20 protein-coding genes are annotated in these 25,688 nt (G+C 65.2%); 5 read left to right on the top strand and 15 right to left on the bottom strand.

What is annotated here, in order from left to right:
- Positions 1-5: 5 nt before the first annotated feature.
- The 8 genes from C4K27_RS27690 to C4K27_RS27655 form a co-directional block, all read right to left on the bottom strand.
- Complete coding sequence (locus tag C4K27_RS27690; protein WP_053262845.1) at positions 6-1,145, bottom strand: hypothetical protein; 1,140 nt, start codon at positions 1,143-1,145, stop codon at positions 6-8.
- Entirely contained in the window at positions 1,124-2,569 is a 1,446-nt protein-coding gene (locus C4K27_RS27685) for an alkaline phosphatase family protein (RefSeq protein ID WP_053262844.1), read from the bottom strand. Before C4K27_RS27685 ends, C4K27_RS27690 begins: the two co-directional genes overlap by 22 nt.
- Complete coding sequence (gene eboE, locus C4K27_RS27680; RefSeq protein WP_053262843.1) at positions 2,559-3,791, bottom strand: metabolite traffic protein EboE; 1,233 nt, start codon at positions 3,789-3,791, stop codon at positions 2,559-2,561. The genes C4K27_RS27685 and eboE overlap by 11 nt, the downstream gene beginning before the upstream one ends.
- A complete protein-coding gene (locus C4K27_RS27675; protein WP_053262842.1) occupies positions 3,788-4,672 on the bottom strand; it encodes a TatD family hydrolase in 885 nt (294 codons plus the stop codon). Before C4K27_RS27675 ends, eboE begins: the two co-directional genes overlap by 4 nt.
- Before the next feature lie 49 nt (positions 4,673-4,721).
- A complete protein-coding gene (locus tag C4K27_RS27670; RefSeq protein WP_053262841.1) occupies positions 4,722-5,489 on the bottom strand; it encodes an EboA domain-containing protein in 768 nt (255 codons plus the stop codon).
- Complete coding sequence (locus C4K27_RS27665) at positions 5,486-6,370, bottom strand: UbiA family prenyltransferase (protein WP_053262840.1); 885 nt, start codon at positions 6,368-6,370, stop codon at positions 5,486-5,488. Before C4K27_RS27665 ends, C4K27_RS27670 begins: the two co-directional genes overlap by 4 nt.
- Complete coding sequence (locus C4K27_RS27660) at positions 6,367-8,250, bottom strand: 3-dehydroquinate synthase (RefSeq protein ID WP_053262839.1); 1,884 nt, start codon at positions 8,248-8,250, stop codon at positions 6,367-6,369. Before C4K27_RS27660 ends, C4K27_RS27665 begins: the two co-directional genes overlap by 4 nt.
- Positions 8,251-8,982: 732 nt before the next feature.
- Positions 8,983-9,549 (bottom strand): cysteine hydrolase family protein, encoded by a 567-nt coding sequence (locus C4K27_RS27655; RefSeq protein WP_053262838.1) that lies wholly within the window; start codon positions 9,547-9,549, stop codon positions 8,983-8,985.
- 103 nt (positions 9,550-9,652) lie between these two features.
- Between C4K27_RS27655 and C4K27_RS27650 the strand changes: the two genes are divergently transcribed.
- The 3 genes from C4K27_RS27650 to C4K27_RS27640 all read left to right on the top strand — a co-directional run bounded on the left by C4K27_RS27650 (position 9,653) and on the right by C4K27_RS27640 (position 12,689).
- The gene (locus tag C4K27_RS27650; RefSeq protein ID WP_053262837.1) at positions 9,653-10,651 is read left to right on the top strand and encodes a GlxA family transcriptional regulator; all 999 of its coding nucleotides are present in this window, start codon (positions 9,653-9,655) and stop codon (positions 10,649-10,651) included.
- A gap of 183 nt (positions 10,652-10,834) precedes the next feature.
- Positions 10,835-11,944, top strand: a complete 1,110-nt coding sequence (locus tag C4K27_RS27645) for a DUF3182 family protein (protein ID WP_053262836.1) — start codon at positions 10,835-10,837, stop codon at positions 11,942-11,944.
- A complete protein-coding gene (locus C4K27_RS27640) occupies positions 11,934-12,689 on the top strand; it encodes an alpha/beta hydrolase family protein (protein WP_053262835.1) in 756 nt (251 codons plus the stop codon). Before C4K27_RS27645 ends, C4K27_RS27640 begins: the two co-directional genes overlap by 11 nt.
- Positions 12,690-12,691: 2 nt before the next feature.
- Here C4K27_RS27640 and C4K27_RS27635 read toward each other — a convergent pair whose 3' ends face one another.
- The 6 genes from C4K27_RS27635 to C4K27_RS27610 form a co-directional block, all read right to left on the bottom strand.
- Positions 12,692-13,687, bottom strand: a complete 996-nt coding sequence (locus C4K27_RS27635; RefSeq protein ID WP_053262834.1) for a lysylphosphatidylglycerol synthase domain-containing protein — start codon at positions 13,685-13,687, stop codon at positions 12,692-12,694.
- Complete coding sequence (gene clsB / locus C4K27_RS27630) at positions 13,674-14,975, bottom strand: cardiolipin synthase ClsB (RefSeq protein WP_053262833.1); 1,302 nt, start codon at positions 14,973-14,975, stop codon at positions 13,674-13,676. The genes C4K27_RS27635 and clsB overlap by 14 nt, the downstream gene beginning before the upstream one ends.
- Complete coding sequence (locus tag C4K27_RS27625; RefSeq protein ID WP_053262832.1) at positions 14,972-15,769, bottom strand: endonuclease/exonuclease/phosphatase family protein; 798 nt, start codon at positions 15,767-15,769, stop codon at positions 14,972-14,974. The genes clsB and C4K27_RS27625 overlap by 4 nt, the downstream gene beginning before the upstream one ends.
- Entirely contained in the window at positions 15,766-16,692 is a 927-nt protein-coding gene (locus C4K27_RS27620) for a DUF72 domain-containing protein (RefSeq protein ID WP_053262831.1), read from the bottom strand. Before C4K27_RS27620 ends, C4K27_RS27625 begins: the two co-directional genes overlap by 4 nt.
- A 255-nt stretch (positions 16,693-16,947) precedes the next feature.
- Positions 16,948-18,159 (bottom strand): MFS transporter, encoded by a 1,212-nt coding sequence (locus C4K27_RS27615; RefSeq protein WP_053262830.1) that lies wholly within the window; start codon positions 18,157-18,159, stop codon positions 16,948-16,950.
- A 194-nt stretch (positions 18,160-18,353) separates the two neighbouring features.
- Complete coding sequence (locus tag C4K27_RS27610; protein WP_053262829.1) at positions 18,354-22,670, bottom strand: DEAD/DEAH box helicase; 4,317 nt, start codon at positions 22,668-22,670, stop codon at positions 18,354-18,356.
- A gap of 222 nt (positions 22,671-22,892) precedes the next feature.
- On the opposite strand from C4K27_RS27610, the gene C4K27_RS27605 reads away from it, so the two are divergent.
- Both C4K27_RS27605 and C4K27_RS27600 read left to right on the top strand, forming a co-directional pair.
- Positions 22,893-23,777, top strand: a complete 885-nt coding sequence (locus C4K27_RS27605) for a sugar nucleotide-binding protein (RefSeq protein ID WP_023969342.1) — start codon at positions 22,893-22,895, stop codon at positions 23,775-23,777.
- Positions 23,770-24,699, top strand: a complete 930-nt coding sequence (locus C4K27_RS27600) for a UDP-N-acetylglucosamine epimerase PgnE (RefSeq protein WP_053262828.1) — start codon at positions 23,770-23,772, stop codon at positions 24,697-24,699. The genes C4K27_RS27605 and C4K27_RS27600 overlap by 8 nt, the downstream gene beginning before the upstream one ends.
- A 58-nt stretch (positions 24,700-24,757) precedes the next feature.
- Here the strand turns inward: C4K27_RS27600 and C4K27_RS27595 are convergent, their stop codons facing one another.
- On the bottom strand, positions 24,758-25,456 hold the full coding sequence (locus tag C4K27_RS27595; RefSeq protein WP_009045833.1) for an OmpW/AlkL family protein: 699 nt from the start codon (positions 25,454-25,456) through the stop codon (positions 24,758-24,760).
- Between the last annotated feature and the right edge of the window lie 232 nt (positions 25,457-25,688).

The following is a 25,688-nucleotide window of genomic DNA, read 5'->3' as shown; positions in this document are numbered from 1 at the left end:
GCTCCTTAGCGTTGCCACTGGGCGCGTTTAAGCGACCAGACAAAGTCCAGTTTGTTGTAATCGGCGAAGTCCGAAGCCGGCAGCGGGGTGGTGGGGTAGACGATCCCGCCGTCCTCTTTCATCGCGAAATTGAAGTAACCCTTCTGTTTCGAGTAGGCCGCGGTACCGTGGCAGGCCAGGCACGATGAGGTGTCCTGGAAGGCCGACTCCAGTTGCGAATTGGCCAGCACCTGGGTCACGGGTTGGAATTCGACCCCGATCAACTCGTACTTCGAGAGGTAGGGGTAGTTGCCCTGGAAGCTGCTGTTGACTGGTATGGAGGGGGGCGTCGGCCCGGTGGTGTTGGTCATCGGGGTGGCCGGCACGGCGTTGGTCACGGTGTACTTGTGGTTGTTGACGTTCTCGAAGGTGGTCCAGATCCACTCGGGACTCAGCTTGTTGATCACGTGCATGCCGCTGAGCGCGGCATAGCCGACCTGATACTGGTTCTGGTGGGGGTAGTAGGCCTGGATGACGTAGTAGCCGTCGTTTTCCAGCTGTTGCTTGAACGTGGCATCGGTGCCGATCCAGATCCACGAGGTTTTTACCTCCCAGGAGGTCTCGGGAAATTTCAGGTTGCTGGTCAGCGCGTACTGACCGTTCATGTTGTAGACCTGTTTCTGCACGATGTAGTCGAAGGTGCCCTGGCCCATCTGCAAGAGAAAACGCACCGGCTGGCCCCGTTGCGCTGCCGGTACCTGGCCGCCCATCAGCAGGGGCAGGCCGTCCACCTGTAGCGTGCTGTCCAGGTCATGGAAGGTCCGGTCGAGGTTCATCCCCAGTTGCCGGGCCTGTTCCAGGACTGCGTCGGGCGCGGGCTGCTCCGGGAGGTAGGGCTGGGGCGGAGCACCATTGGGCAGGAACACCTGACTCGAGGGCTTGAGCCCTTCCCAGACCCGGTTGGGGCTGCCCTGGGCGGACGGCTGGTTGAGGCAGACGAACCAGTTCCAGGCCTGGGTCTCGGGACTGGCGAGGAAGTCGCTGCGGGTCTTCTCGACGTTGGTCCCGTAGGTGAAGAAATTGCTGCAGTCGTAAGGGCTGGCGCTCTGGGCCTGGGCCAAACCGGCCACGGCACTCAGAACTGTTATAGAGATGGCTCGCCGCATGGAAGCTCCTTGGCATTGGCCGGGTCGTGGTGGGGGCGCTCCAGGAAGTACTGCAGGAGCAGTTGCTTGACTGCCGTGGCCGGAAGCTGGTCCGGCAACGACAGACCGCAATTGGTGATCAGCAGCGGAGCGGTCGCGCGGCTGGCCGGCAAGCGTCCATGGCTGCCGCGGACCAGCCGGGTATCCAGGGGGATCAGGTCCATGTAGTAGCGAAAGCCGAGTTTCTTCTGCAGCAGGCGCCGCGCCGCTCGCAGTTTCGGAAAGCGGATGGCCGGATCGATGAACAGTTCCAGCGGGTCGTAGCCCGGCTTGCGGTGGATGTCCACGGTGCGGGCGAAGTCGGGGGCCAGGCAGTCGTCGAGCCAGTAGCGGTAATCGAACCAGTAGCCGGCCGCGGCCACCGCCACCAGTTCGCCGCTGCGCTCGTGGTCCAGTTGCCAGTCCCGTTGCGCGGGCTTGTCCAGCACCTGCTCGATGCCCGGCTGGCGCTGCAATAGCGCCTTGACCCGGGCCACGTCCTCGGCGCGTTTCACGTAGACATGGGCGATCTGATGGTCCACCACGGCGAAGGCGGCGCTGGCGCCAGGGTCGAGCAATTCCCAGCTCAGCGACTGGCGGACCTGCAGCCATCCTTCACGGCGCAGCAGGCGGTTGATCGACACCGATTGCCGGACCGCCTCGATGCCGTATTCGGAGAGCAGCATCACCCTGGCGCCCTGGGCTTGGGCGAAGCTCAGCAGGCGCCCCACCTGCTGGTCGATGGCGCGGACCTCGTCGGCGATCGACGGGTCTTGGGGGCCCAGGCGTTGCAGGCTGTAATCCAGGTGCGGCAGGTAGATCAGTTGCAGGTCGGGTCGGTTGAGCTGGAACTCGGCCATGGCGCAATCGACGATCCAGCGGCTGGAGGCGATGCCCGCCGCGGGCCCCCAGAAACCGGGGAAGGGAAACTCGCCGATCTGCCGCTCGAGGGTCTGGTGCAGGCTGGCGGGCGTCGAATAGAGCCCGAACACCTTGCGCCCATCGGCCGGGTAATGGGGGCGTGGAGTGATGGCCGCATCCACCTCTGCGTGCATGTTGAACCACCAGAACAACTGGCTGCAGCGAAAGTCGGGGCGCTGGCGCTTGAGGGTCTGCCAGACCTTTTCCCCCTGGACCAGGGCGTTGGATTGCAGCCAGAAGCGCACTTCGGCCTGGTCGCGAAAGTACCAGCCGTTGCCGACGATGCCGTGTTCCGCGGGCGTCAGGCCGGTCAGCAGCGAGGCCTGCACGGTCGAGGTCACGGCCGGGAACACCGGTTGCAGGCTGGTCATCGCGGCGTTGCGCAGCAGGGCATTGATCCGTGGCGTGGCCTCGCCCAGCAGGCTCGGCGTCAACCCGACCACATTGATCAGCAACAGCGGTGGGCAGCTCGTTTCAGAGACCATGGGGGCAGGCCTCCTGCGCGGGGGATGGGGCGCTCAGCAGTTGCCGCTCGCGTAATTGCCCTTCGACCCAGCGCAACTCGGCAACGATGCCTTGGAGCAGCGCCTGTTCGGTCTGTGGCCGCAGCGGAGCGGGCAGCACATTCCAGCTGTAGGTTTCCACCTCCAGTACCGGGCGCACTTCCGGGTGTTCCGCCAGGTAATCGAAGGTCTGCAACAGCGTGCTCTGGCTGCCGCTGAGTTCGGGCAGCAACAACTGCTCGCTGAATAGCGGCACATGGAAATGAATGCGCAGCTCGGGGCAGGACGCCAGCTCGCCGGCCTGCAGCGCGGCGGGCAGGTCCGGCCAGGCCAGCAGGCGGCCCTGGTGGTCCCGGGCTTTGACCTGATGCAGGTAGGTGGCCTCGACAAAGTCCCCCAGGGCCGTCAGCACCTGCTGGCGCCGCAGCGGGTCCGCTTCCGGCAGGCGGCAGATCAGGGCATTGGAGAGCTGGATCTTGCCCACCGGCACACCGGCCTGGCGCAGCCGCTCCAGGGCGTCATGGCAATGCTCGAAGACCACGGCTTGATGGCAGACATCGAAGCACAGGGCCAGATGTTCATGATGGGGATCCGTGGCTTGCCAGCGGCGGAAGAATTCGATGGCCTGGTCGGTGTGCTCCAGCACGCAGTCGGGCTCCATTTCCAGGCAGAACAGGATCTGCTTGCCGGTCTCCCGGCGCAGCCTGGCCAGGGCCTGGGTCAGCTGGCGCAGCTGTTGCTCGGCCCGTTGCCGGTGGGCCAGGCTCCAGGTGGCGGCATACCCCAGCGGCACGCTGGAAATCACCCCTTTGGGGCAATCCTGCGGCAGGGCCGCGGCCAGGATCCGCGCCAGTTGCAGGCTGTACTCCAGGCGCTGCGGGTCGGCCCAGTTGGGCAGATAGACTTCGGCTTTCACCGCGCCCTGGTGGAACTGGCCGTAGGGAAAGCCATTGAGCGAAGTCAGGCGCAGCCCGCTGTGCCGCAACAGCCTGAGAAATCCCATGAGGGCCTGCGGCTGTTGCAGCTCGGCCGCCGCCTGGGCGCTGATCCACAACCCGCTGTCCTGTTCGGGCAGGCCGCGTTGCTGGCGCACGCCCTGGAAGTGCGTCTCGATCGAGGCGCTCAGCGTGGCCAGGTCGGGGGCTGGGTGCACGTTGCTGCAATAGCCGATCCGGGCGGCGCTCCAGCCCCGACGAGCGCTCATTTGACCACCGGTTCCTGGCCGCGCAGGGCGGAGTTGTCCTGCCACTGACGACGCTGGTCGATGGGCAGCGGGGCACTCACCCACTGCTTGTCCAACTGCCCGCTCTGGGCGAAGAAATCCACCGGGTTGTGGAACAGCACCTGCTCCACCTGGGCCTCGCTGAAGCCGGCGGCGAGCATGGCCTGTCCGGTCTTGGGCACCTTGAGCGGATCGCTGATGCCCCAGTCGGCGGCGCTGTTGACCACCATTTTCTCGGTGCCGTACTCCTTGAGCAGGGCCACCATGCGCTGCTCCGACATCTTGGTGTTGGGGTAGATGGAGTGCCCGCGCCAGCAGTCGCTGTCGAGCACCAGGGGCAGGGTCAGTTCGTTGAGGTGATCGATGATCACCAGATGTTCGGCGATGCCCACTTCGCGGATCACTGCCAGGGTGCGCTTGGTGCCGCCGATCTTGTCGCGGTGCGGGGTGTGCACCAGCACCGGCAGGTTGAACTGCCTGGCCAGTTCCAGTTGCGCGGCGAGAAAGCGGTCTTCCTCCGGGGTGATGTCGTCGTAGCCGATTTCCCCTACCGCCACGACGCCGTCCTTGACCAGATAGCGCGGCAGGATCTCCAGCACCTCGTTGGCCAGCGACAGGTCATTGGCCTCCTTGGGGTTGAGGCCGATGGTGCAAAAGTGGTGGATGCCGAACATGCTGGCGCGAAAGCGTTCCCAGCCCAGCAGGGTATCGAAGTAGTCGATGAAGCTGCCGACGCTGGTGCGCGCCTGGCCTTGCCAGAAAGCCGGCTCGATCACCCCGGTGATGCCAGCGGCGGCCATGTTCTGATAGTCGTCGGTGGTGCGGCTGACCATATGAATATGCGGGTCGAAGTACTTCAGCATGGTGAGTCCCTTATGTGGTTGTAGAAAACCGTGGTGGTGCCTGGCTTGTTCAGGCGTCGGCCGGGAGGTGTTCGAGCCAGTGCGGCGGCAGTCGTCGCTGCTGGCACAGGTCGCGCAGACGCAGACGCTGGGCCGGGCTCAACAACTCGAAGGCGATGGCCTGGGGCAACCCGTCGGAAACGTTGCGCTGCGCCGCCAATTGCTCCTCCATCAGGTCCAGCGCCAGCTGGTTGAGATCGACGCTGCGCCGCTGGGCCAGGCCGTTGATCCGGCGGCTGTCCAGGCCCATGCCCAGGCTCTTGAGCACCAGTTGATTGAAGGCCCGGTCGTTGTAGTGGCGGGCCGGGAAGGGGTTGTCCAGGGCGATGGCGGCGAACACCTCGCGGTTATTGGTGCGCCCCGCCTGCAGCGCCAGGTCGAGGCTGTGGCCTTGGCTATCGAGGTCGTCCAGGGCCTTGAGCAGGGCGCTCTTTTCCGAGTCGTCGGCCCAGAGGAACAGCTGGCGCAACAAGGGCAACCGATCGGCGCTGGCCTGCTGTTGCAGAAGCTGCGCCAACAACAGCGCGCGGGCCAGTTGGCTCCGGGTCCAGCCTTGGCTGTCGGGCACCAGGCTGTCACCGAGGCGGCGTTTGCACTGGCTGCTGAGCAGCACCAGGGTATTGGCCGAAGGCTTCCGGGCCAGTTGTTCCAGGGCCTCTTGCCACCAGCGGCGGGTGTCGGGGGCGAGCTGTCCGTCGAGCTGCCGGCGCCGTTCGGCGAAGGCGGCATGGCGGGGGGCGAGCGCATTCGAGGATGGGGCAATGACGTCCATGCTCATGTCGGCTTGATCCAGCGTTGAAGGTGAGGAAGCAGGAAAAACACCAGTACGCACAGCAGGCTGCCCAGGGGTTGGTTGGCCAGGGCCAGCACCAGGGCATCGAACAGTGGCAGGGCAGCCAGGCCGGCACCGATAAAGGCACGGATCTGCCGCTGCCGCGGGTTGGCCAGATGGCGCCGGTAGTGCCAGCCCAACCAGCCCAGCCACAGCAGCAGTACCAGCCAGAACACGCCGTTATCGGCATAAGCGACCAGGGCCAGCGGGCTGAGCATCAGCAGCAGCGGCAGGCGGCTGAGCAGCTGGTTCTTATGTTCCAGCCGGGCCAGGTAAGTCAGGCCGGCGATGTAGGCGCCCAGCAACGCGGCGCACAACCACAACGGTTGCGGTGGCATGGCCAGGCTGGCGGCGGCGGTCAGGTACAGGGCCGAGCGGCAGCCGCCCATGAGCCAGACGCTGTGGGGGTGTTTTTTGTGCAGCAGGTTGTAGGCCAGGATGAACAGCAGCAACAACCCGGCGCTGGCCAGCAGCCAGCGAGGCTGGGCGATCAACTGGCTGAGCCCCAGCAGCGACAGTAACGCCAACAGCAGCAGGGCGGTGGTGGCCAGGCTCACCTGAGTGCGACTGACCAGGCCGAGGACAATGGGGCGCGGGTTCTGGTGCCGCTGATCCCAGTCGGCATCCAGCAGGTCGTTGAGCAGCATGCCCGCCAGGTAGAGCGCCGAGAGCACCACCAGCAGCAGGGTCCAGACCAGCGACGAGGGCGGCGCCAGGGCGGTGGCGCTGCTGGCCAGCAGGGAGGCGGCCAGGGCGTTGGTCCACACCGTCGGCAGGTTGGAGACCCGCCCCAGGGTCAGCCAGGTGCTCAGCGCTGAAGGCGTCATTGCGCGCAGCCCTCGCTCCAGGCGAAGTCCGCTCTGCCGAGGCTGGCCAGGCGCAACAGGGCTTGTTCCATCACTGGCAGTTCGATGTGGTGCACATCGATGGACTGGCCCAGGCGGTTGAGCATCGGGATCGACAACTGCCCCCCCAGGTGCTGGCGGAACTCTTCCAGACCTTGCAGCACCAGAGAGCCACCCTGGGCGTCTTTCAGGCGCAGTTCCGCGGGGCACAGGTTGAAGCCGAGCTTGTCGAGCACGTGCAGCAGGCGCTGGGTTTCCCCATCGGACAGCAGGCCGATGGCGTTGGCGTAGAGCGCATCCAGAGCCATGCCCACGGCCACCGCCTCACCATGGCGCAAGCGGTGCCGACTGAGGTTTTCCAGCTTGTGGGCGGCCCAGTGGCCGTAATCCAGAGGCCGGCCGTTGCCCCGTTCAAAGGGGTCGCCGGCACCATTGATATGGCCCAGGTGCAACTCGGCGCAGCGGCGGATGGCATAACGGCTGGCGCTGTGCTCGAAGCTGGCCAGGGCCTCGACCTGCTGCTCCATCCACTGGAAGAACGCATGATCCTTGATCACCGCGACTTTCACCGCCTCGGCGAGGCCGGCGATCTGGTCCCGGTGCGACAGGCTGAGCAGCAGTTGGAAGTCGTTGATCACTGCCGTGGCGGGGTAGAACGCCCCCAGCAGGTTCTTCTGGGCGAAGGCGTTGATGCCGTTTTTCACCCCGATGCCCGCGTCGTTCTGGGCCAGCACCGTGGTCGGGATGCGGACCAGGCGCATGCCCCGGTGGAAGGTGGCACAGGCGTAGCCCACGGCGTCCAGTACCGCTCCGCCGCCCAGGGCCAGCACATAGCAGTGCCGGTCCAGGCCGTGCTGCAGCATGTGCGCATACAACTGCTGGAGCACTTCCGGGGTTTTGCTCAGTTCCCCCGCCGGCACCGCGATCGGCGCGGCCTGCAGATGCAGGTCGGCGGTGTGGGCGCTGAAGTAATCGCTGATCTGCTGTGGCAATTGCGCGGAGCACTGCAGCAGTTGCTCGTCGACAAACACCAGCACGGTGGTCCGCCCCGGATGCTGCCGGGTGAGTTGCTGGTGCAGGCAGGCATTGTCCGCCTGGAAGATGTGGTCGGTGAACAGTACCGGATAGTGGTAGCTCACCTCGAAGCGACCCTCCAGGGAGCGCGCTCGATCACCCTGCGGCTGCGCGACGCGTGACTTGAGCAGGCTGCGGCCGCCCAGGAACAGACCCGGCAGGACCATGCTGGCGAGAATGGTCGCCAGCATGGCATTCTGCTCTACCAGCAGACTGCCGATGGCGCTGTAGGCCAGGGCCAGTCCGGCGTTGGCCAGGGTGGTGACCAGCAGGAACTGGCGCAGCGGGTAGCGCTGCATGCCGGCGGCCAGCACCGAGGTCTCGGCCAGCACTGGCACACCACGCAGGCAGACCAGCGACAAGGTACTGAGGCGATAGGCCAGTTGCCCGGGTTGCCAGCTTCTGAGACCGAGCCAGTTGGAGAGCAGGCGAAAGTAGCCTGACCCCAGCCAGTAGCCCAGGCAGGCTCCCAGGCACAGGCCGATAAAGATCACCAGGTAGCCGCCGATGGCACCCAGGGCTGCCACGGCCAGCAGCGCCACCAGGCTTGAAGGTACTGGCAGCAGCACATCCAGCGTCAGCAGGGCTACCAGCAGCAGGGCCAGGCCTAAACGTTGCGTGGGGTCGGTGGGTAGCAAGCTGCCCAGATGATTCAGCAGCTGTTGGATCTGCTGTTCGAACAGCAGGAAGCTGGCGACCACCAGGGTCGAGAACAGGAATAACGAGAGCCAGTAATTCTCAGTCGCACCCTTCAGCGAGAAGGCACGAGGCAACGAGCTGCGCTTCATCAAGCATCCCTCTTGATTGATATGACTTATTCCGTGTCAGTTCAGCTTGTAAGGCAGGGGAGATGTTCGGTTATTGAATTCCTCGAAAGGTTCTTATTGGTTTTTGCCCCGTTGGAGAACACTTGGATCTCGATTAGTCATCAACTTAGCCAAGGCCGAGAGTTTTGCAAGTAAACCGAGCGAGCTGGCTGAAATACGCTTTTCTGGTTCGTTGGGAAAGCCTGGGAATAATGTGTTTGTACTGTTGCGAACAGTCTTGTGGATTGACTGTGATGACCTGTTTTTGTGGGTTTTAGTCAATGGGTTCGGGGCAGTACAAGATTTTTTGGTGTGGTGTTCGGCTATAGAGTGTATTGCTTTTTTTCATATGCAAGAGAAGTAACCAAAGGAAATAAACGCGGCAATTTATAAAGGGAATACTTTGGGGAGGGGGGATAAGGCAGGATTTGAAATAACTATTCTTAGACTGACTATTAGTTGGCTATTGAATAGGTGGCTTGTTGGTTTGGTCTTTATTGAGTTGTATGGGCGAATTTACTGTATGGACTTATTCAAGGGGGAGGTTGTTTATTTGGTAGTAAGAATCATTCGTGAAGTTGTTCGGTTAAGTTGCCTTGCTTGAAACAACATGTAAGTCGTGCGCCATGGACCTGGCTGTTTCTGCACCGGTTGTCCGTGAAGATCGGGCTGCACGGCGGCTGCGGTGAGGGAAAACTCACCGCAGCCGTGGGCTCAGGCCGGAGTGACGCGTTCGGCGGCAAGGAACTCTTCGGTGGACAAGACGCTGGCATAGGCGAACGCCAGGGCTGACATCACCGCGCTCTGAACCTGTGCCGCGGCGACTCGCTGGCCATTGAACTCCAGGTCGAGGGTGGCGCAGGCGTCATGGATCACTTTCACCGGGTAGCCCAGGTCGGCGGCGGCCCTGGCGGTACCTTCCACACACATGTGGCTCATGCTGCCGACCACCACCAGTTGTTCGATGCCGTGCTGGTCAAGAATGGCCTTGAGCTCGGTTTCGCGGAACGAGTTGACGAAGTGCTTGAGCACCACCGGCTCGTCGGCGCGGTTGCTGACCTTCGGATGCAGTTGCGCGCCGCTGGAGCCGGGGGTGAAGAACGGTGCGCCGTCGGAGGTGAATTCGTGGCGGATGTGCACCACCTGCTGGTCGCTGTCGCGGAAGGCCTGGATCAGCCGCGCGGCGTTGTCGGCGGCGGCTTCGGCGCCAACCAGGGGCCACTTGCCGTTGGGGAAGTAGTCGTTCTGGATATCGATTACGATGAGCGCTTGCTTGGCCATGGGTGTTTCCTCTGAAGTAGTGGTTGGCTGTGGAGTCCAGTATTGGCTCCGGCGGGCCGGTCGAGGATTGGCCGCACCGACAATAGCAGGGGGAAAACTGACAATGGGTATGGAAAGCGCAGTTGCCGAACTGGGCGTGCTGATCTATCCCGGCGCACAGATGGCCGCGGTGCATGGCTTGACCGACCTGTTCGAGGTCGCCAACCGCATTGCCGCCGAACAGCGCAGCACACAGTTGCCGCTGCTGCGCATCAGCCACTGGCAGGCCCAGGCCGACCAGGCGCCCGTACGGGTGTACGACAGTCACCCGGGTGCTGACGGTCCATTGCTGGCGGTGCTGATCCCGCCCTCGGTGGCCGGTTTTTCCCAGGCGCAGGCACCGCAGGCACTGATCCAATGGCTGCGCCAGCAGCATGCCAATGGCGCGACCCTGGGCGGGGTCTGTGTCGGTTCGATCCTGCTGGCCGAAAGCGGCCTGCTCGACGGCCGCAGCGCCACCACTCACTGGACCTCGGCGAAGCGGTTCGCCGAGCGCTACCCGAACATCCGCCTGAACGCCGACAAGCCGATCGTCGACGACGGCGACCTGATCACCACCGCCGGTCTGATGGCCTGGTCCGAGCTGGGGCTGCGCCTGGTCGACCGCCTGCTGGGCCCGAGCATCGCCAGCGGCACCGCGCGTTTCCTGGTGATCGAACACAGCGACAGCGCCAGCCAGTGCGGTAGTAACTTCGCGCCGATCCTCGGCCATGGCGACGCGGCGATCCTCAAGGTGCAGCACTGGCTGCAGGCCAATGGCGCGGTGGACGTTTCCCTCGCCGTCATGGCGCAGCAGGCCGGGCTGGAGGAGCGCACCTTCCTGCGGCGCTTCCGGGCCGCCACCGGGCTCAAGCCCACTGAATATTGCCAACACTTGCGGGTAGGCAAGGCACGGGAAATGCTCGAGTTCACCAACGGCACCATCGACCATATCGCCTGGACGGTCGGTTACCAGGACCCGGGGGCGTTCCGCGCCACCTTCAAGAAGATCACCGGGCTGGCGCCCAGTGAGTATCGCGCGCGTTTCGGCGTGACACCGCCGGCACCGCTGGCGCGGGGCTGACCCCGCGGGTCGTGCAAAATACCGGGCGTCGCGGGCCGATCGTGCAAAATAAAACAGGCGCAATGCCAGCAGCGATGGCCTGGAGCGCTTATTCCATGGGGGCATTCGACTTCCCCCCTGGCCTTGGCGTGATCCCTGCACCCTGTCTTGTACATTCATCACGCCGATGACGAAGGGGGACGCATGACCCCGACGCAACGCAAGAAGCTAGTGGTCGCCCACTCGGTCCATCCGGGGGCCTCGCAGCATGTCGTGGAGACCAATCGCGCGCTGGCCCGCTGGCTGGCGCAGATCCTCGGGTTGCAGTTCGCCGGTGACTACGACCCGCTCGTGCATGGGCAGAGCGAGCTGTACCTGTTGCCGACGCAGACCATCGTCGGCCCCGCCGCGGCCCGGCAATTGCGGCTCAAGGGGCCGGACGACCTGTGGGGCGGGTATGTCGAGCATGACTTTATCTGCACCAAGGCCATTACCCATGGTCTGTTGAACAGGAACGCCGTGGCCCCGCCGGGCTGGGCGCCGCTGTTCTCCCAGCGGGTGCGCAATGTGGTGCTGGACGGCCTGAGCGTGTTTTCCCTGAATGACGCCCGGCCAGCGGCCAGTCATTTGCTTTACAGCGGGCCGATCCGCATGAAACCGATCCATGCCTGCGCCGGTCGCGGCCAGCAGGTGATCGAGAGCCTGGAGCGCTTCGACGAGATGCTGGCGCAACCGGACGTCGCCCGGCAGTTCAATCAAGGCGTGGTCCTGGAGCAGGATCTGCAACAGGTGGCCACCTACAGCGTCGGCCAATCCTTTATCGCCGGCCACGTCCTCAGTTACTGCGGCCAGCAGTACCTGACCGAAGACTCCGACAGCGAGCAGGTCTACGGCGGTTCCGAGCTGTTGGTGGTGCAGGGTGGCTACCCTGAGTTGCTGGCGTTGCAACTGCCGCAGCAAGTGCGCCTGGCGGTGCAGCAGGCGCGGGTTTTCGACGCCGCCGCCGATGAGGCCTATCCACGATTTTTCGCCTCCCGGCGCAACTACGACATCGCCCAGGGCCTGGACGCCGAAGGCCGGCAGCGCAGCGGCGTACTCGAACAATCGTGGCGCATGGGCGGTGCCAGCAGCGCCGAAGTGGCGGCTTTGCAGGCCTTTATCGATCATCCGGACATGCGCGCGATTCGTGTGTCCGCGGTGGAAACCTATGTCGACCGGCCCTTGCCGGCCGATGCCATCGAGGTCTATCGCGGGCCCGCGGAACACAGTGACTTTCTTCTCAAATATGTAACGGTCCAATCCTATGACGGCTAGAAGCGAAAGCATTCAAATCGACATCGATGACGAGCAGATGCGCGGGACTTTCCTCAGCCCCAAGTCGAAAGTCCCCGGCGTACTGTTTGTCCACGGCTGGGGTGGGAGCCAGGAGCGCGACCTGGAGCGTGCCCGCGGCATCGCCGGGCTGGGTTGCGTGTGCCTGACCTTCGACCTGCGGGGCCATGCCGGCAGCGGCATCCCGCTGAACCGGGTGACCCGCGAAGACAACCTGCGCGACCTGTTGGCGGCCTATGACCGCCTGCTGGCCCATCCGGCCCTCGACACCTCGGCGATTGCGGTGGTGGGCACCAGTTACGGTGGCTACCTGGCGAGCATCCTGACCTCGCTGCGACCGGTGCGCTGGCTGGCATTGCGGGTGCCGGCGCTGTATCGCGACGAAGCCTGGAACAGCCCCAAGCGCGACCTGGACAAAGCCGACCTGCTGGATTACCGCAGCAGCCTGGTGCGTGCCGACAGCAACCGGGCGCTGCATGCCTGTTCGACGTTCACCGGGGATGTGCTGCTGGTGGAATCGGAAAACGACGAGTATGTGCCCCACGCCACGTTCATGAGCTACCGCGCGGCCTGCCAGCAGACCCATTCCATGACCCACCGGATCATCGACGGCGCCGACCATGCCCTGAGCGATCCCGTGTCGCAGCAGGCCTACACCTCGATCCTGGTGGACTGGATCACGGAAATGGTGGTGGGAGAACGCTTGAGCATCATTCAGTCGCGATAGCCTCAGCTGCCTTTGCGCGGATTTTTCTCCACGCGCAACGCCTTGGCCCTGGCCTCCACCACCAGGTACATCAGCAGCGCGATCAGCAGCGGCAGGATGAAGTAGATCGCCCGGTAGGCGATCAACCCGGCCAGCAGGCTGCCGCGGGACACCTCATGTTGCAGCAGGGCGATAAACACTGCCTCCAACACCCCGAGCCCCGCCGGAATATGGGTGATGACCCCGGCGATGCTGCTGATCAGCAGCACCCCGAGCACCACCGGGTAATCGAGCTTGCTGGGCAGCAGGGTAAAGATCACCGCTGCCATCAGCGACCAGTTGAGTGCGCCCAGGGCCAGTTGCAGCAGGGCCATGTGCAACGAGGGCAAGTTGATCTCGACCCCGTGTATCGACCACTCGCGCCGTCGGGAAAACCGACAGGCCGCCAGGTAACCCACGCCCAGCACCAGCAGCAGGACGCCCACGCCCTGCAACGCGTCGTTGCTGAGTTGCCAGCCGGGCGGCAACTTCATCAGGCCACTGGCGAATACCGTGCCGGCCAGGGCCATGTAGCCGAACCAGTTGGTGGCCAGGCTCAGGCCGAGGATCTTGGCGATATTGCCGGTGCTCACCCCGAGCCTGGAATACAGCCGGTAGCGCATGGCGATCCCGCCGACCCAGGCGCTGAGGTTGAGGTTGAAGGCGTAGCTGATGAACCCCACCGGCAGGATCTGCCGCCAGCCGAGGTTCTGCCGGATGTAGGTGCGCCCGATCAGGTCGAAGCAGGCGTAGACCAGGAAACTGGCCAGGGTCAGGCCCGCGGCGATGACCAGGGTGCGCACCTTGAAGTCGGCCAGGGTGCCGAGCACTTCGCTCCAGTCGATGCGCCGGGCCAGCAGGGTGAACAGCACGATCAACAGCAGGAAGAAAGCGATGGTCAGCGGTTTCTTCAGGCGTTGCCAGCGTGATCGGGAGTGCGACGCGGCGGGCGTCGAGCCATGGGCGTCAGTGTGGCTCATGGGGCGACTCCCGAGGGGTGACGGCCTGGCCGAAGGGCTTCAATTGCGGCTTGTGGGCGGGCAGCCAGCCGGCCCAGGCCGGGAAGTGACGCAGGATGTGAAACACCAGGAAACCCACGGTCAGGCGCCACAAGCGGCCACGCCCGGAGCCCTTGGCCGGCATGGCCTGGCAGTGGTCGCGACTGAGCCGGTCGAGGCGCTCGAACAGGTCGCGATTGAACGCCCGGTCGCGGATCAGCACATTGGCTTCCAGGTTCAGCGACAGGCTCAGCGGGTCGAGATTGCTCGAGCCCACGGTGCTCCAGTCGTCGTCCACCAGCGCCACCTTGCCGTGCAGTGGCCGTTCGCAATATTCGTAGATGGTCACGCCGTCCTTGAGCAGGTAGTCGTAGAGCATGCGCGCCGCCAGCCTGGCCACCAGCATGTCCGGCTCGCCCTGCAGGATCAGCCGCACCTCGACGCCACGGCGCGCGGCGTTGCGGATCTCGCGCAGCAGCCGATAGCCGGGGAAGAAGTAGGCATTGGCGATCACCACCCGCTGGCGGGCCCCGCGCAATACCTGGCGGTAGACCTCTTCGATATCGCTGCGGTGCTGGCGGTTGTCGCGGTAGACCAGGCGCACCTGGCCGTCATGGTCGGTCAGGGCCAGCTCCGCGCGGCGCTGCCGGCGGCGTTGCCACCAGTAGCGGGCGCGGGCCGGGCGGTCGCCTTGCAGCAGAGCGAAATGGTGGATATCCACCACCGCCGGCCCCTGGATCTCTACCGAGTAATCCTGTTTGGCCTGGGGGCCGAAATCGGCCAGGTGATCGGCGGAGAAGTTGATCCCGCCGACAAAGGCGATGGCGCCGTCGACCACCACGATCTTGCGATGCAGGCGGCGGAACCAGTTGGTGCGCACCCCGAAAATCGGCTGCGCCGGGTCGAATATCTGCAAGCGCACCCCGGCGTTGCTCATGGCGGCAAGGAACTCGGTGCTCAATTCGCCGCAACCGAAGCCGTCCAGGCTGACGATGACACGCACGCCACGCTGTGCGGCCTCGATCAGGATACGGTGCAGCTCGTGGCCGACCTTGTCCTCGAAGAGGATGAAGGTCTCCAGCAGGATCTCGTTCTGCGCCTGGCGCAGCACTTCGAATACCCGGGGAAAATACGCCTCGCCATTCTCCAGCAGCACCACCCGGTTGTTGCTGTGCCAACCGTACTCGAGGTCCATCCGTAGCGGCTCGTGGGCCAGCCCCGCGTCAGGCGGGTGGTCCACCGTGGTTTTTTCCAGGGGCATGTCGTTCATAACTCGACCTCGACCGACAGCGGTGCATGATCGGAGAGATGGGACCAGGGATGGGAGGCCAGGACCTGGGGGCGGTGGATTTTCAGGTGACGCACGTAGATCCGGTCCAGCCGCAGCAGCGGCAGGCGCGCGGGGAAGCTGCGCGCCGGTTTGCCGTGCTGGCTGACAAAGGCCTCCCGCAAGCCACTGGGCGCAAGCTGTGCACCGGCGCGCAGCCGCCAGTCGTTGAAGTCGCCGGCGACGATCAAGGGCGCGTCGGCGGGAAGCTCGGCGATCAGTTGCAGCAGCAGATCCAGCTGTTGCTGGCGATGGCTTTCGCGCAATCCCAGGTGCACGCAAATGGCGTGCACTTCCAGGGCATCGCCGGGCAGGCGCAGCACGCAATGCAGCAGGCCGCGGCTCTCGTGCCCGGACAGGGAGATGTCGAGGTTGTCGTAGCGAATGATCTGGAATTTCGAGAGCAACGCATTGCCGTGGTCGCCGGCCGGGTACACGGCGTTGCGTCCATAGGCGAACTGCGGCCAGATGCTGTCGGCGAGGAATTCGTATTGCGGCATGCTCGGCCAATTGTTGTAGCGCTGCGGGTGCTGGTCGTGGGCGCCGTGCACCTCCTGCAGGAACACCACGTCGGCGGCCACGCTGCGCACCGCCTCGCGCAGCTCGGGCAGGATGAAGCGCCGGTTCAGGGCGGTGAAACCCTTGTGGGTATTCACCGTCAGCACCGTGAAGCGGCGCGTGGCGGCGAGCCCGATCGCGGGCGGTATCGGGTTGTTGGCCGACTCGTCATGGCTCATGGCAGCACCCCGGGCGCGGCAGGCTCGCCGGGCGTTGTCGACAGTGTCTTGTCGAGCCCGAAGCGCTGCAGCAACCGACGGGCGTCGAAGGGCGCGCGGACCTTGAGGTCATTGTCGAAATAACAGAACACCTCCCGGCTCTTGCGCGCCCAGGGTGGGTGCCGGGCGTCGATCAGCCGGGCATCGGCAGGCTGCTTGCCGCTGTGCCAGGCCTCGATCCGGTCGCCCCAGCGCTTCAGGGCCTGGGACGTATAGCCGCTGGCGTACAGCGCCTTGTCGCCGTGCAGCCGCAGGTAGACGAAATCGCCGGTCAGGTCCTCGCAATAGGGCCACTTGCTGGCGGTGTCGGCCACCACCAGTGCCACGCCGTGCTGGCGCAGCAGATGGGTGAATTCGGGCACGGCAAAGCTTGTGTGGCGAATTTCCACGGCATGGCGCATGGCTTTTTTGCCGTAGGCCTTGGTGCTGGCGTGGCCGTTGAGGCGTGGTTCGTGCTGGCGGGCGAGGGCGGCGGCCTGTTCGGTATCGGCGGGCAATTGCTGAAGAAAGGCGCCGAACAGCTCGGCGTCGAACCGAAAGCTTGGGGGAAACTGCCACAGGATCGGCCCGAGCTTGTTCTTGAGCTCCAGCACGCCCGAGGCGAAGAAGTTGGCGATCGGCTTGTGCACATCCCGCAGCCGCAGGATATGGGTGATGTAGCGTGGCGCCTTGACGCTGAACACGAAGTTCTTGGGCGTATCGGCATACCAGTTGGCATAACGCTCGGGGGTCTGCAGCGCGTAGAACGAACCGTTGATTTCGATGCTGTTGACTGCGCGCGAAGCGAATTGCAGCTCGCGCCTCTGCGTCAGCCCCTCGGGGTAGAAATCTCCACGCCAGGGCTTGTAGCGCCAGCCGGAAATACCGATATGAATCGCCGCCATGTCTGCTCCCGTCTAGGGGCCTTCGAACCACCTCTGTCTTTTGATGACTGCCCGGCTGACGGGAAAGTTTCGACCTTCCTACGGACGGTGTTTTCGATCCTCTAGGAGCCGATCCTGTAGGAGCGCAGCTTGCGCGCGAAGAACGATAACGCGATGGAGCAGGCATTGCGCGGCGTGGCGTTCGCGGGCAAGCCTCGCTCCTACAGGGGAGTCAATGGTTTAACTGATCGGCATTAGCCGGCCAGGGCTGTGGGCTCAGTGCCCGACCACCACCCGGCTCGACCCCTCGGCCGGCTCGGCGTATACCGGGCCGAGGCGATCCAGGCGGCCGCTCCAGGCGGTCAGGGCCAGGGCGCCCAATACCACCAGGCCACCGATCCAGGCGGTGTGGATCAGCCCCAGGTGGGCGACGATCAGGCCGCCACCCCAGGCGCCGCCGGCGATGCCGAGGTTGAAGGCGGCGATGTTCAGGCCCGAGGCCACGTCTACCGCTTGCGGGGTGTGGTGTTCGGCCTGGCGCACCACGTAGACCTGCAGGCCCGGTACGTTGCCGAAGGCCACGGCGCCCCACACCAGTACGGTGGCCAGTGCCAGCCACGGGTTGCCGGCGGTGAAGGTGAGCAGGAACAGCACGCCGGCCAGCAGGGCGAAGATGATCTTCAAGGCGCTGATCGGGCCGCGCTTGTCCGCCAGCTTGCCGCCCCAGATGTTGCCCACGGCGACCGAGATCCCGTAGACCAGCAGCACCAGGCTGACGGTGCTGGCGCTGAAGCCGGAAATGTCCTGGAGAATCGGCGCGAGGAAGGTGAAGGCGATGAACGAGCCGCCGTAGCCCACCGCGGTCATGGCGTACACCAGCAGCAGGCGTGGTTGTTTCAGCACTTGCAGTTGTTGCAGCAAGGACGCCGGTTTGCTGTGGGCGATGTTTTTCGGCACGTAGATCAGGCTGCCGATAAAGGCGATCACACCCAGGGCGGATACCGCGAGGAAGGTTTCGCGCCAGCCGAAATGCTGGCCGATAAAGGTCCCCAGCGGCACGCCGGTGACCAGGGCCACCGTCAGGCCGGTGAACATGATGGCAATCGCGCTGGCGGCTTTTTCCTTGGGCACCAGGCTGGTGGCGATGGTCGAGCCGATGGAGAAGAACACGCCATGGGCCAGGCCGGTGACGATGCGTGCCAGGACCAGGGATTCATAGCTGGGCGCTTGCCAGGCCAGCAGGTTGCCGAGGGTGAACAGCACCATCAGCGACAGCAGCAACAGTTTGCGCGGGACCTTGCCGGTCAGCGCGGTGAGCACCGGCGCGCCGACGGCGACACCCAGGGCGTACAGGCTGACCAGCAGCCCGGCGGACGGCAGGCTGACGCCGAGGTCGGCGCCGATGGTGGGTAACAGGCCAACGATGACGAACTCAGTCGTCCCGATGGCGAAGGCGCTGAGGGTCAGCGCGAGCAAGGCAATGGGCATGGCTGCAACTCCGGTGGATTTGACAATGGAGCGCAGTGTCCGGATTTGACTCGTGCGGAAAAATAGCGGTTCCGGTATTTGATATTTGACCTGAAGGCAAATATCGAGCTGAGCGCGATCACTGCGCTTCTGTAGGAGCGAAGCTTGCTCGCGATAAGGCCGACGCGATGCACCAGGCCGCCCGCGGCCCGATATCAGTGGCGAATCAACCGGGTCCGCAGCTCAAGGCTGGCCTGCGGCTCAAGGTCCAGCCAGACATGCGCTTTGCCGGCGATCTCGGCGGCCGCGGGCAGGCCGTCGCGGTACACCAGCCGGTTGCCGGCCAGGGCCGGAACCTTCGGCCCGGGCAGCAAGGTGCCGGCGAGGTTCAGCGGGTCGACGCCACACACCGCGATCAGGCTGCCATCCAGCGGGCGGCGGCGCACTTCGCGCAACAGGGCGATGGCCTCGGGCAGGGCGAACTGCTCGCCGGCCAGGCCGCTGACAAAACGCCCGCCGCGAATTTCGCCGCGGGCCTCCAGCCGATGGAAGGTGCGCAACAGTTCGCGCCAGCTCGGCAGCCAGTCGGCCTCGCGTTCCAGCAGGCGCCAGAACACCACGCCATAACGCCGCAACAGGGTCATGGCGATGTGTTCCAGGGTGGCCGGTGGGGTTGCCTGCCCATGACCGCCGACGCCCTCCGGTACTGGCGACGGACGCCGTAGCAGGGCCCAGCGCCCTGCATCGTCCATGCCGCCGACCACGGCCCCGCGCCCGCGCCGGCCGCTGCGGGCCAGACGCTTGCTGGCCGGGGTGATCAAGGCGCGCAGGCCGGCAAAACTGTCGGCATTCACCAGCCCGGCGGCCACCAGTTCCTGCAGGGCGATCTCCAGCTCGGTCCGCAGGACATGGGCTTCATGCTGCAATTCATCGAAGAACAAGGCGCCGTGCTGGCTCAGGGCCTCATGGACCTTCTGCGCCTTGGGTGACAGCTCGCTGCTGTCGGGCTGTGCGCCCAGCCCGCTCCACAGCGCGACCTGGTTGCGCGGCAGCAGCACGATCGGCGTATTGCGCAGGGTCGCGCCGGCGGTTTTGTGCGGCGCGCTGAGCCGGCTCCAGACCACCTTGCCGTTGCGGCACAGCTCATCCAGCCAGGTGGCGGAGTAATCCTTGATCCGCGCCGGCAGCAGGTCGCTGTCCCAGGCGCCGGCCGCGGCGGCATAGCCTTCGAACTGGGCGACCGTCTGCGCCAGCATGGCACTGCCCTGGCCCTGGGTGGCGCTGGACAGGTGCTGCCAGTCGAACAGAAAACGCATCAGGTCCTGCAGCGACACCGGTTCGATTTCCCGGCGCAGGCGTTTGACGGTGTAGCGATGAATCCGCGCCAGCAGATGCCGTTCGCACCACTCTTCCCGGGCCTCGCCGGGGCTGAAGCGGCCGCGCAGCACATAACCTTCGCCTTCCAGCTGCGCCAGGACCTGGGTGACCTCGCCGGCGCTCAGGCCCAGGGGCATGGCGATACTCTCCAGCGGCAACGGGCCGAAGCCGCTGAGCCGGGCTCGAATCACTTCGACCACCGCTTCATCGCGCTGCCATCGCTCATCGAAGCCGGGCGGCGCCTCGAGGAGCGGTTGCAGCGGCACCTGTGGATAAATCGCCCGCAGGCAGCCCAGGCGCTCGACGGCCAGCCACAGGGCCTGTCCGTCGCCGATCTGCAGGCGGCTGGCGCGCCCGCTGTCCGCCAGGGTTTGCAGCCAGTCGGTCCACCGCGGGTTGGCCTGGGCTTCGTCCTCGCTGATACAGGCCAGGCTCATCAGCGCTTCATGCATTTCGTCCGGGTTGCCGGGGGCGGGCCAGGCTTCCTCGCGCACCGACTGGATGGCCTCGGCATCCAGGGCGCCGAGGTCGTCGCTGGACTCGGGGTCGCTCCAGCGGCGGCTGAGCACGGCCTGGGTGCGGCGCTCTTCCAGCGGTGCGTCGTCGAGGAAGGTGTAAGGCCGGGCGCTGAGGATTTCCGCGGCCAGGGGCGAGGGCGCCGGCAGGTCGCGGCTGATCAGGCGCAGCTCGCCGCGCTCCATGCGCCGCAACAGCGTCAGCCAGCCCTCGCTGTCCATGGCTTCGTGCAGGCAGTCGTCGAGGGTCTGTTCCACCAGCGGGTGATCGGGAATCTGCCGTTCGCCGGCGAGGTTCTCCAGGCAGGCGATCTGGTCGGGAAACACGCTGGCGATCAGGTCTTCGCTTTTCATCCGCTGGATCTGCGGCGCTACCTTGCGCCCGCCGACAAAGCGCGGTAGCGCCAGGGCCACCCCGGCATTCCAGCGCCAGCGCACGCCGAACAGCGGCGCCTCCAGCACGGCCTGGACCAGGATGTGTTCGGCGCTGTTGCTGTGCAGGTAACGCCAGACGTCGTCGAGCTCGAAACTGTGGCCGGTGGACAGCGACAGCACGATGGCGTCTTCGCTGGCGGCGGCCTGCAGTTCGAAGTTGAAGGTGCGGCAGAAGCGCTTGCGCAGCGCCAGGCCCCAGGCGCGGTTGATCCGGCTGCCGAACGGCGTGTGGATGATCAGTTGGGTGCCGCCGGACTCATCGAAAAAGCGCTCCATGATCAGCGTGTCCTGGGACGGCAGCGCGCCCAGGGCCTGGCGTGCGCGGGCCAGGTACTCGACCAGTTGTTCGGCGCTGGCGGCGTCCAGGCCCAGGCTGTCGCCCAGCCAGTCGAGGGCGGGCTGTAGTTGGCCGGGGGTGGCACCGAGCAACTCGTCGAGCCGGCCCAGCAGGCGCGCCACGGCAAACGACAGTTCGGCGCTGCGCCCAGGGGCTTCGCCGAGCCAGAACGGAATGGTCGGCGGCTGGCCGTGGGCGTCCTCGACCCGCACCCGGCCGGTTTCCACCCGCAGGATGCGGTACGAAGTGTTGCCCAGCTGGAACACATCGCCGGCGATGCTTTCCACCGCGAAGTCTTCGTTGACGCTGCCGATATTCAGCGCCTGGGGCTCCAGCAGCACGGCGTAGTCGGCGTTGTCGGGGATGGTGCCGCCGCTGGTCACCGCCGTCAGCTGGCTGCCCCGCCGGCCGCGCAGGCTACGGTTGACGGCATCGCGATGCAGATAGGCGCTGCGAATGCCCTGGCGCCCGTTGTAGCCCTCGGCGAGCATGCGCAGCAGCGCCTGGAAATGCCCTTCGTCGAGGTCGCTATAAGGCGAGGCGCGGCGGATCATCTCCAGCAGCGGCTGTTCCTGCCATTCCTGGTTGCTGACTTCGGCGACGATCTGCTGCGCCAGCACATCCAGCGGCGCCCTGGGGATCTGCAGGGTGTCGAGTTCGCCGCGGTGCACGCAGTCGAGCAGGGCGGCGCATTCGATCAGGTCGTCGCGGCTCAGGGCGAACAGGCGGCCCTTGGGCGTGCCGCCGACCTGGTGCCCGGAGCGTCCAACCCTTTGCAGAAAGGCCGAGATCGAACGCGGCGAGCCGATCTGGCACACCAGGTCGACATCGCCGATATCGATGCCCAGTTCCAGCGAGGCGGTGGCGATCAGTACTTGCAGGTCGCCGCGCTTGAGACGCTGTTCGGCGTCCAGGCGAAACTCCTTGGCCAGACTGCCATGGTGGGCGGCCACCGCGTCCTTGCCCAGGCGCTCGCTGAGGTGGCGGCTCAGGCGTTCGGCCAGGCGCCGGGTGTTGACGAACACCAGGGTGGTACGGTGCTCCCGCGCCAGTTCGGCGATACGTTCGTAGACCCGTTCCCAGACGTCGTTGGCCATCACCGCCGACAGCGGCACGGGCGGCACTTCGATGGCCAGGTCCCGGGGGCGGGCGTGGCCGATATCGACGATCTCGCAAGGGCGTTCATGGCCGACCAGAAAACGCGACACCGCTTCGATGGGCTTCTGCGTGGCCGACAGGCCGATGCGCGTCAGCGGCTCGGCGCATAGCGCTTGCAGGCGCTCCAGGCTCAACGCCAGGTGGCTGCCGCGCTTGCTGGCGGCGATGGCGTGGATCTCGTCGACTATCACCGTGCGCGTGCTGGCGAGCATTTGCCGGCCGGAGGCCGAGCCCAGCAGCACATACAGCGATTCGGGGGTGGTCACCAGGATATGCGGCGCGCTTTTGCGCATGGCGCTGCGGTCTTTCTGGGGGGTGTCGCCGGTGCGCACCGCGGTGCTGATGCGCAATTGCGGCAGGCCCATGTGTTCGAGTTGCGCGGTGATCCCGGCCAGCGGGTCCTGCAGGTTGATCTGGATATCGTTGCTCAAAGCCTTGAGTGGCGAGACGTAGACCACCAGGGTCTGTTCCGGCAGCGTGCCGCCGTTTTCCAGGCCGCGATGAACCAGCTCGTCGATCACCGCGAGGAAGGCGGTCAGGGTCTTGCCCGAGCCGGTGGGCGCGGCGATCAGCGTCGAACGGCGCTGGCGGATCAGCGGCCAGGCCCGGGCCTGGGCGGCGGTCGCCGCCGGGAAGCAGCTGTCGAACCAAGCGCTGACCGCGGGATGAAAACCCGGCAGGGCGTTGGCGGGGATCTGGGGAAGGTTCATGCACAACGTTATGCGACCGCCGGAGTGAAGTTGCAAGCCTGCCTTGTCGCCGCTGGCGGCAGCGGCCCTGAAGGGCTGTGTGCTTTGCTGCTCTACACTTTCTCAGTGACGGTTGCGCCGGAAACCCGCAAAATGCAACGATTCTGAGCAATATTCATGGCCAGACCCGCGGGGCTGGCCGATTCAAACCATCGTTCCGAACAGATTGGGCCTGCTGACTCTATGCGAATGCGCCTTATGTTACTGGGCGGCGGAAATGCCCTTGGGCAGGCGCTGATTCGCCTCGGTGCGGAGGAAGACATCGGTTTCCTCGCCCCCCGTCCGCCGCAAGACGGCTGGGATGCCGCGAGCCTGACGCAACTGCTCGACGACACCCGTCCGGATGCCTTGATCAACCTTGCGTACTACTTCGACTGGTTCCAGGCGGAGAGTGTCCCCGAGGCACGCCTGGCCAGCCAGGAACGGGCGGTCGAGCGGCTTTCCGAGCTGTGCCAGCATCACAACATCATTCTTCTGCAGCCTTCCAGCTACCGCGTGTTCGACGGTTCGCGGGCCACCGCCTACAGCGAAAAGGACGAACCGGTACCGCTGGGCCTGCGTGGCCAGGCCTTGTGGCGGATCGAGCAGAATGTGCGCGCCACCTGCCCACAGCATGTGCTGCTGCGTTTCGGCTGGCTGCTGGACGATAGCGCCGAAGGCACCCTGGGGCGTTTTCTGGCCCGTGCCGAGCAACCCGAAGAGCTGCTGCTGGCCGACGACCGCCGGGGCAACCCGACGCCGGTGGACGATGCCGCCCGGGTGATCATCTCCGTACTCAAGCAACTCGATTGCGCCGCGCCGCTGTGGGGCACTTACCACTACGCCGGCCATGAGGCGACCACGCCGCTGGCGCTGGGCCAGGCGATCCTCACCGAGGCCCGCAGCCTGCATCCGCTGGCCATCGAAGCGCCGACCGCCCAGGCCCACGCCGCCCGGCCGGACGCTGCCGAAGAACCGCAGCACGCGGTGCTGGCCTGCAAAAAAATTCTGCACACCTTCGGGATCAAGCCTCGCGCCTGGCGCGCGGCACTCCCGGCTCTACTGGATAGGTTTTATCGTCATGGCTAATGCCCCAATCTTGATCACCGGCGGTGCCGGTTTCATCGGTTCGCACCTGACCGACGTTTTGCTCGCCAAGGGTTACTCGGTGCGGATCCTCGACGATCTGTCCACGGGTAAACCCGGCAACCTGCCGCTGGACAACCCGCGGGTCGAACTGATCGAAGGCGACGTCGCCGATGCGGCCCTGGTGGCGCGGGCCATGAGCGGCTGCCGCGCGGTGGCGCACCTGGCGGCGGTCGCTTCGGTACAGGCTTCGGTGGACGACCCGGTGCGTACCCACCAGAGCAACTTCATAGGCACCCTCAACGTCTGCGAAGCCATGCGCCAGGCTGGCGTCAAGCGCGTGCTGTTTGCTTCCAGCGCGGCGGTGTATGGCAACAATGGCGAGGGCGAATCGATCGATGAAGACACGCCCAAGGCACCACTGACGCCCTATGCGTCGGACAAGCTGGCCAGCGAGTACTACTTCGATTTCTATCGCCGCCAGCATGGGCTGGAGCCGGCGATTTTCCGCTTTTTCAACATCTTCGGGCCGCGCCAGGATCCATCCTCGCCGTACTCCGGGGTCATCAGCATCTTTTGCGAGCGTGCGCAGAAAGGCCTGCCGATTACCGTATTTGGCGATGGCGAGCAAACCCGCGATTTCGTCTATGTCGAAGACCTGGTGAACGTGTTGGCACAGTCTCTGGAAGCACCGCAACTGGAAGTCGGCGCGGTCAATGTCGGCCTGAACCAGGCCACTACCCTCAAGCAGTTGCTCGAGGCCCTGGGCGAGGTGTTGGGGCAATTGCCACCTGTCAGCTACGGCACGGCGCGCTCCGGGGATATTCGCCATTCGCGGGCGAACAACCAGCGCCTGTTGCAGCGTTTCAAGTTCCCCGAACCGACGCCGATGAGCGTCGGGCTGGCACGTTTGCTGGGCCGCTGAGCTTTCCCCAGCGATGAAAAAAGGCGCCTTTGCAGGCGCCTTTTTTTGTCTGGCCGATTTAGAACTTGTAGCCCAGGCCGACCATGTAGACCCATGGATCGACATCCACGTCGACCTTGGCCCGGGTGCCGCCGGCGACCGCGTTGTTGTTCACGTAGGCGGTGGTGTCGATGTCGACGTAGCGCACCTGGGCGTTGATCATCACGTTGTCGGTCAGCATGTAGTCGGCACCGACCTGCCAGGCCAGGCCCCAGGAGTTCTTCGCCCGGAAATTGTCGAAACCGGCGGCGCTGGCGCGGCTGCCGACGTGCTCGTCATAGATCCAGGTGTAGTTGATGCCGGCACCGACGTAAGGCTGGAAGGCGGCCTTGTGGTCCAGCGGGTAGTACACGACGCTCAGGGTCGGCGGCAGGTGCTTGAGGGTACCGAGCTTGCCGTTGGCGGCGTCCAGCGCGGTGCCCTTGAGCTTGACGTCATGCTCGAACGGGGTGGCCGCGAGCAGTTCGATACCGACGTTGTTGGTCAGCATGTAGGCGAAGTTCAGGCCCAGCTGAGTGTCGCTGCTCATGGTCGCCTTGCCGCCGAGGTTGGCACCGGCCAATGGACCGCGATCGACCTTGACGTCGCCGCTGTCGGCTTTCGGATTGACGGTGATGGCACCGGCGCGAACGATGATGTCGCCCGCTTCGTGGGCGTGGGCGATCGGGGCGGCGAGCGCGAGCGCGAACAGGGAGGCGCTGAGCAGGGGCTTGTGCATGGGAGCTCCAAAGGACGATTCGAGTTGGCTAGGTCCAATGGTAAGGATCGTCAAGGAACAGGCTTTGACTCAGCTCAATGAAAAGCGGATCAGCGTGGGAATGGACTAATCGGGGGGGCGCTATGGGCGCGCTGCAACTGATCGCGAGCCCGTTCGCACCTACAGGGAACTGTGCTGTTTTGCGAGAGCGGGTTGGCTCGCGATGAGGTCATGTGCGGCACTGCAAAACCGG

Source organism: Pseudomonas chlororaphis subsp. chlororaphis (assembly GCF_003945765.1).
Taxonomy (GTDB): Bacteria; Pseudomonadota; Gammaproteobacteria; order Pseudomonadales; family Pseudomonadaceae; genus Aquipseudomonas; species Aquipseudomonas chlororaphis.
The sequence above is the reverse complement of the archived record's forward strand: the minus strand, read 5'-3'. Positions and strand labels throughout refer to the sequence as shown.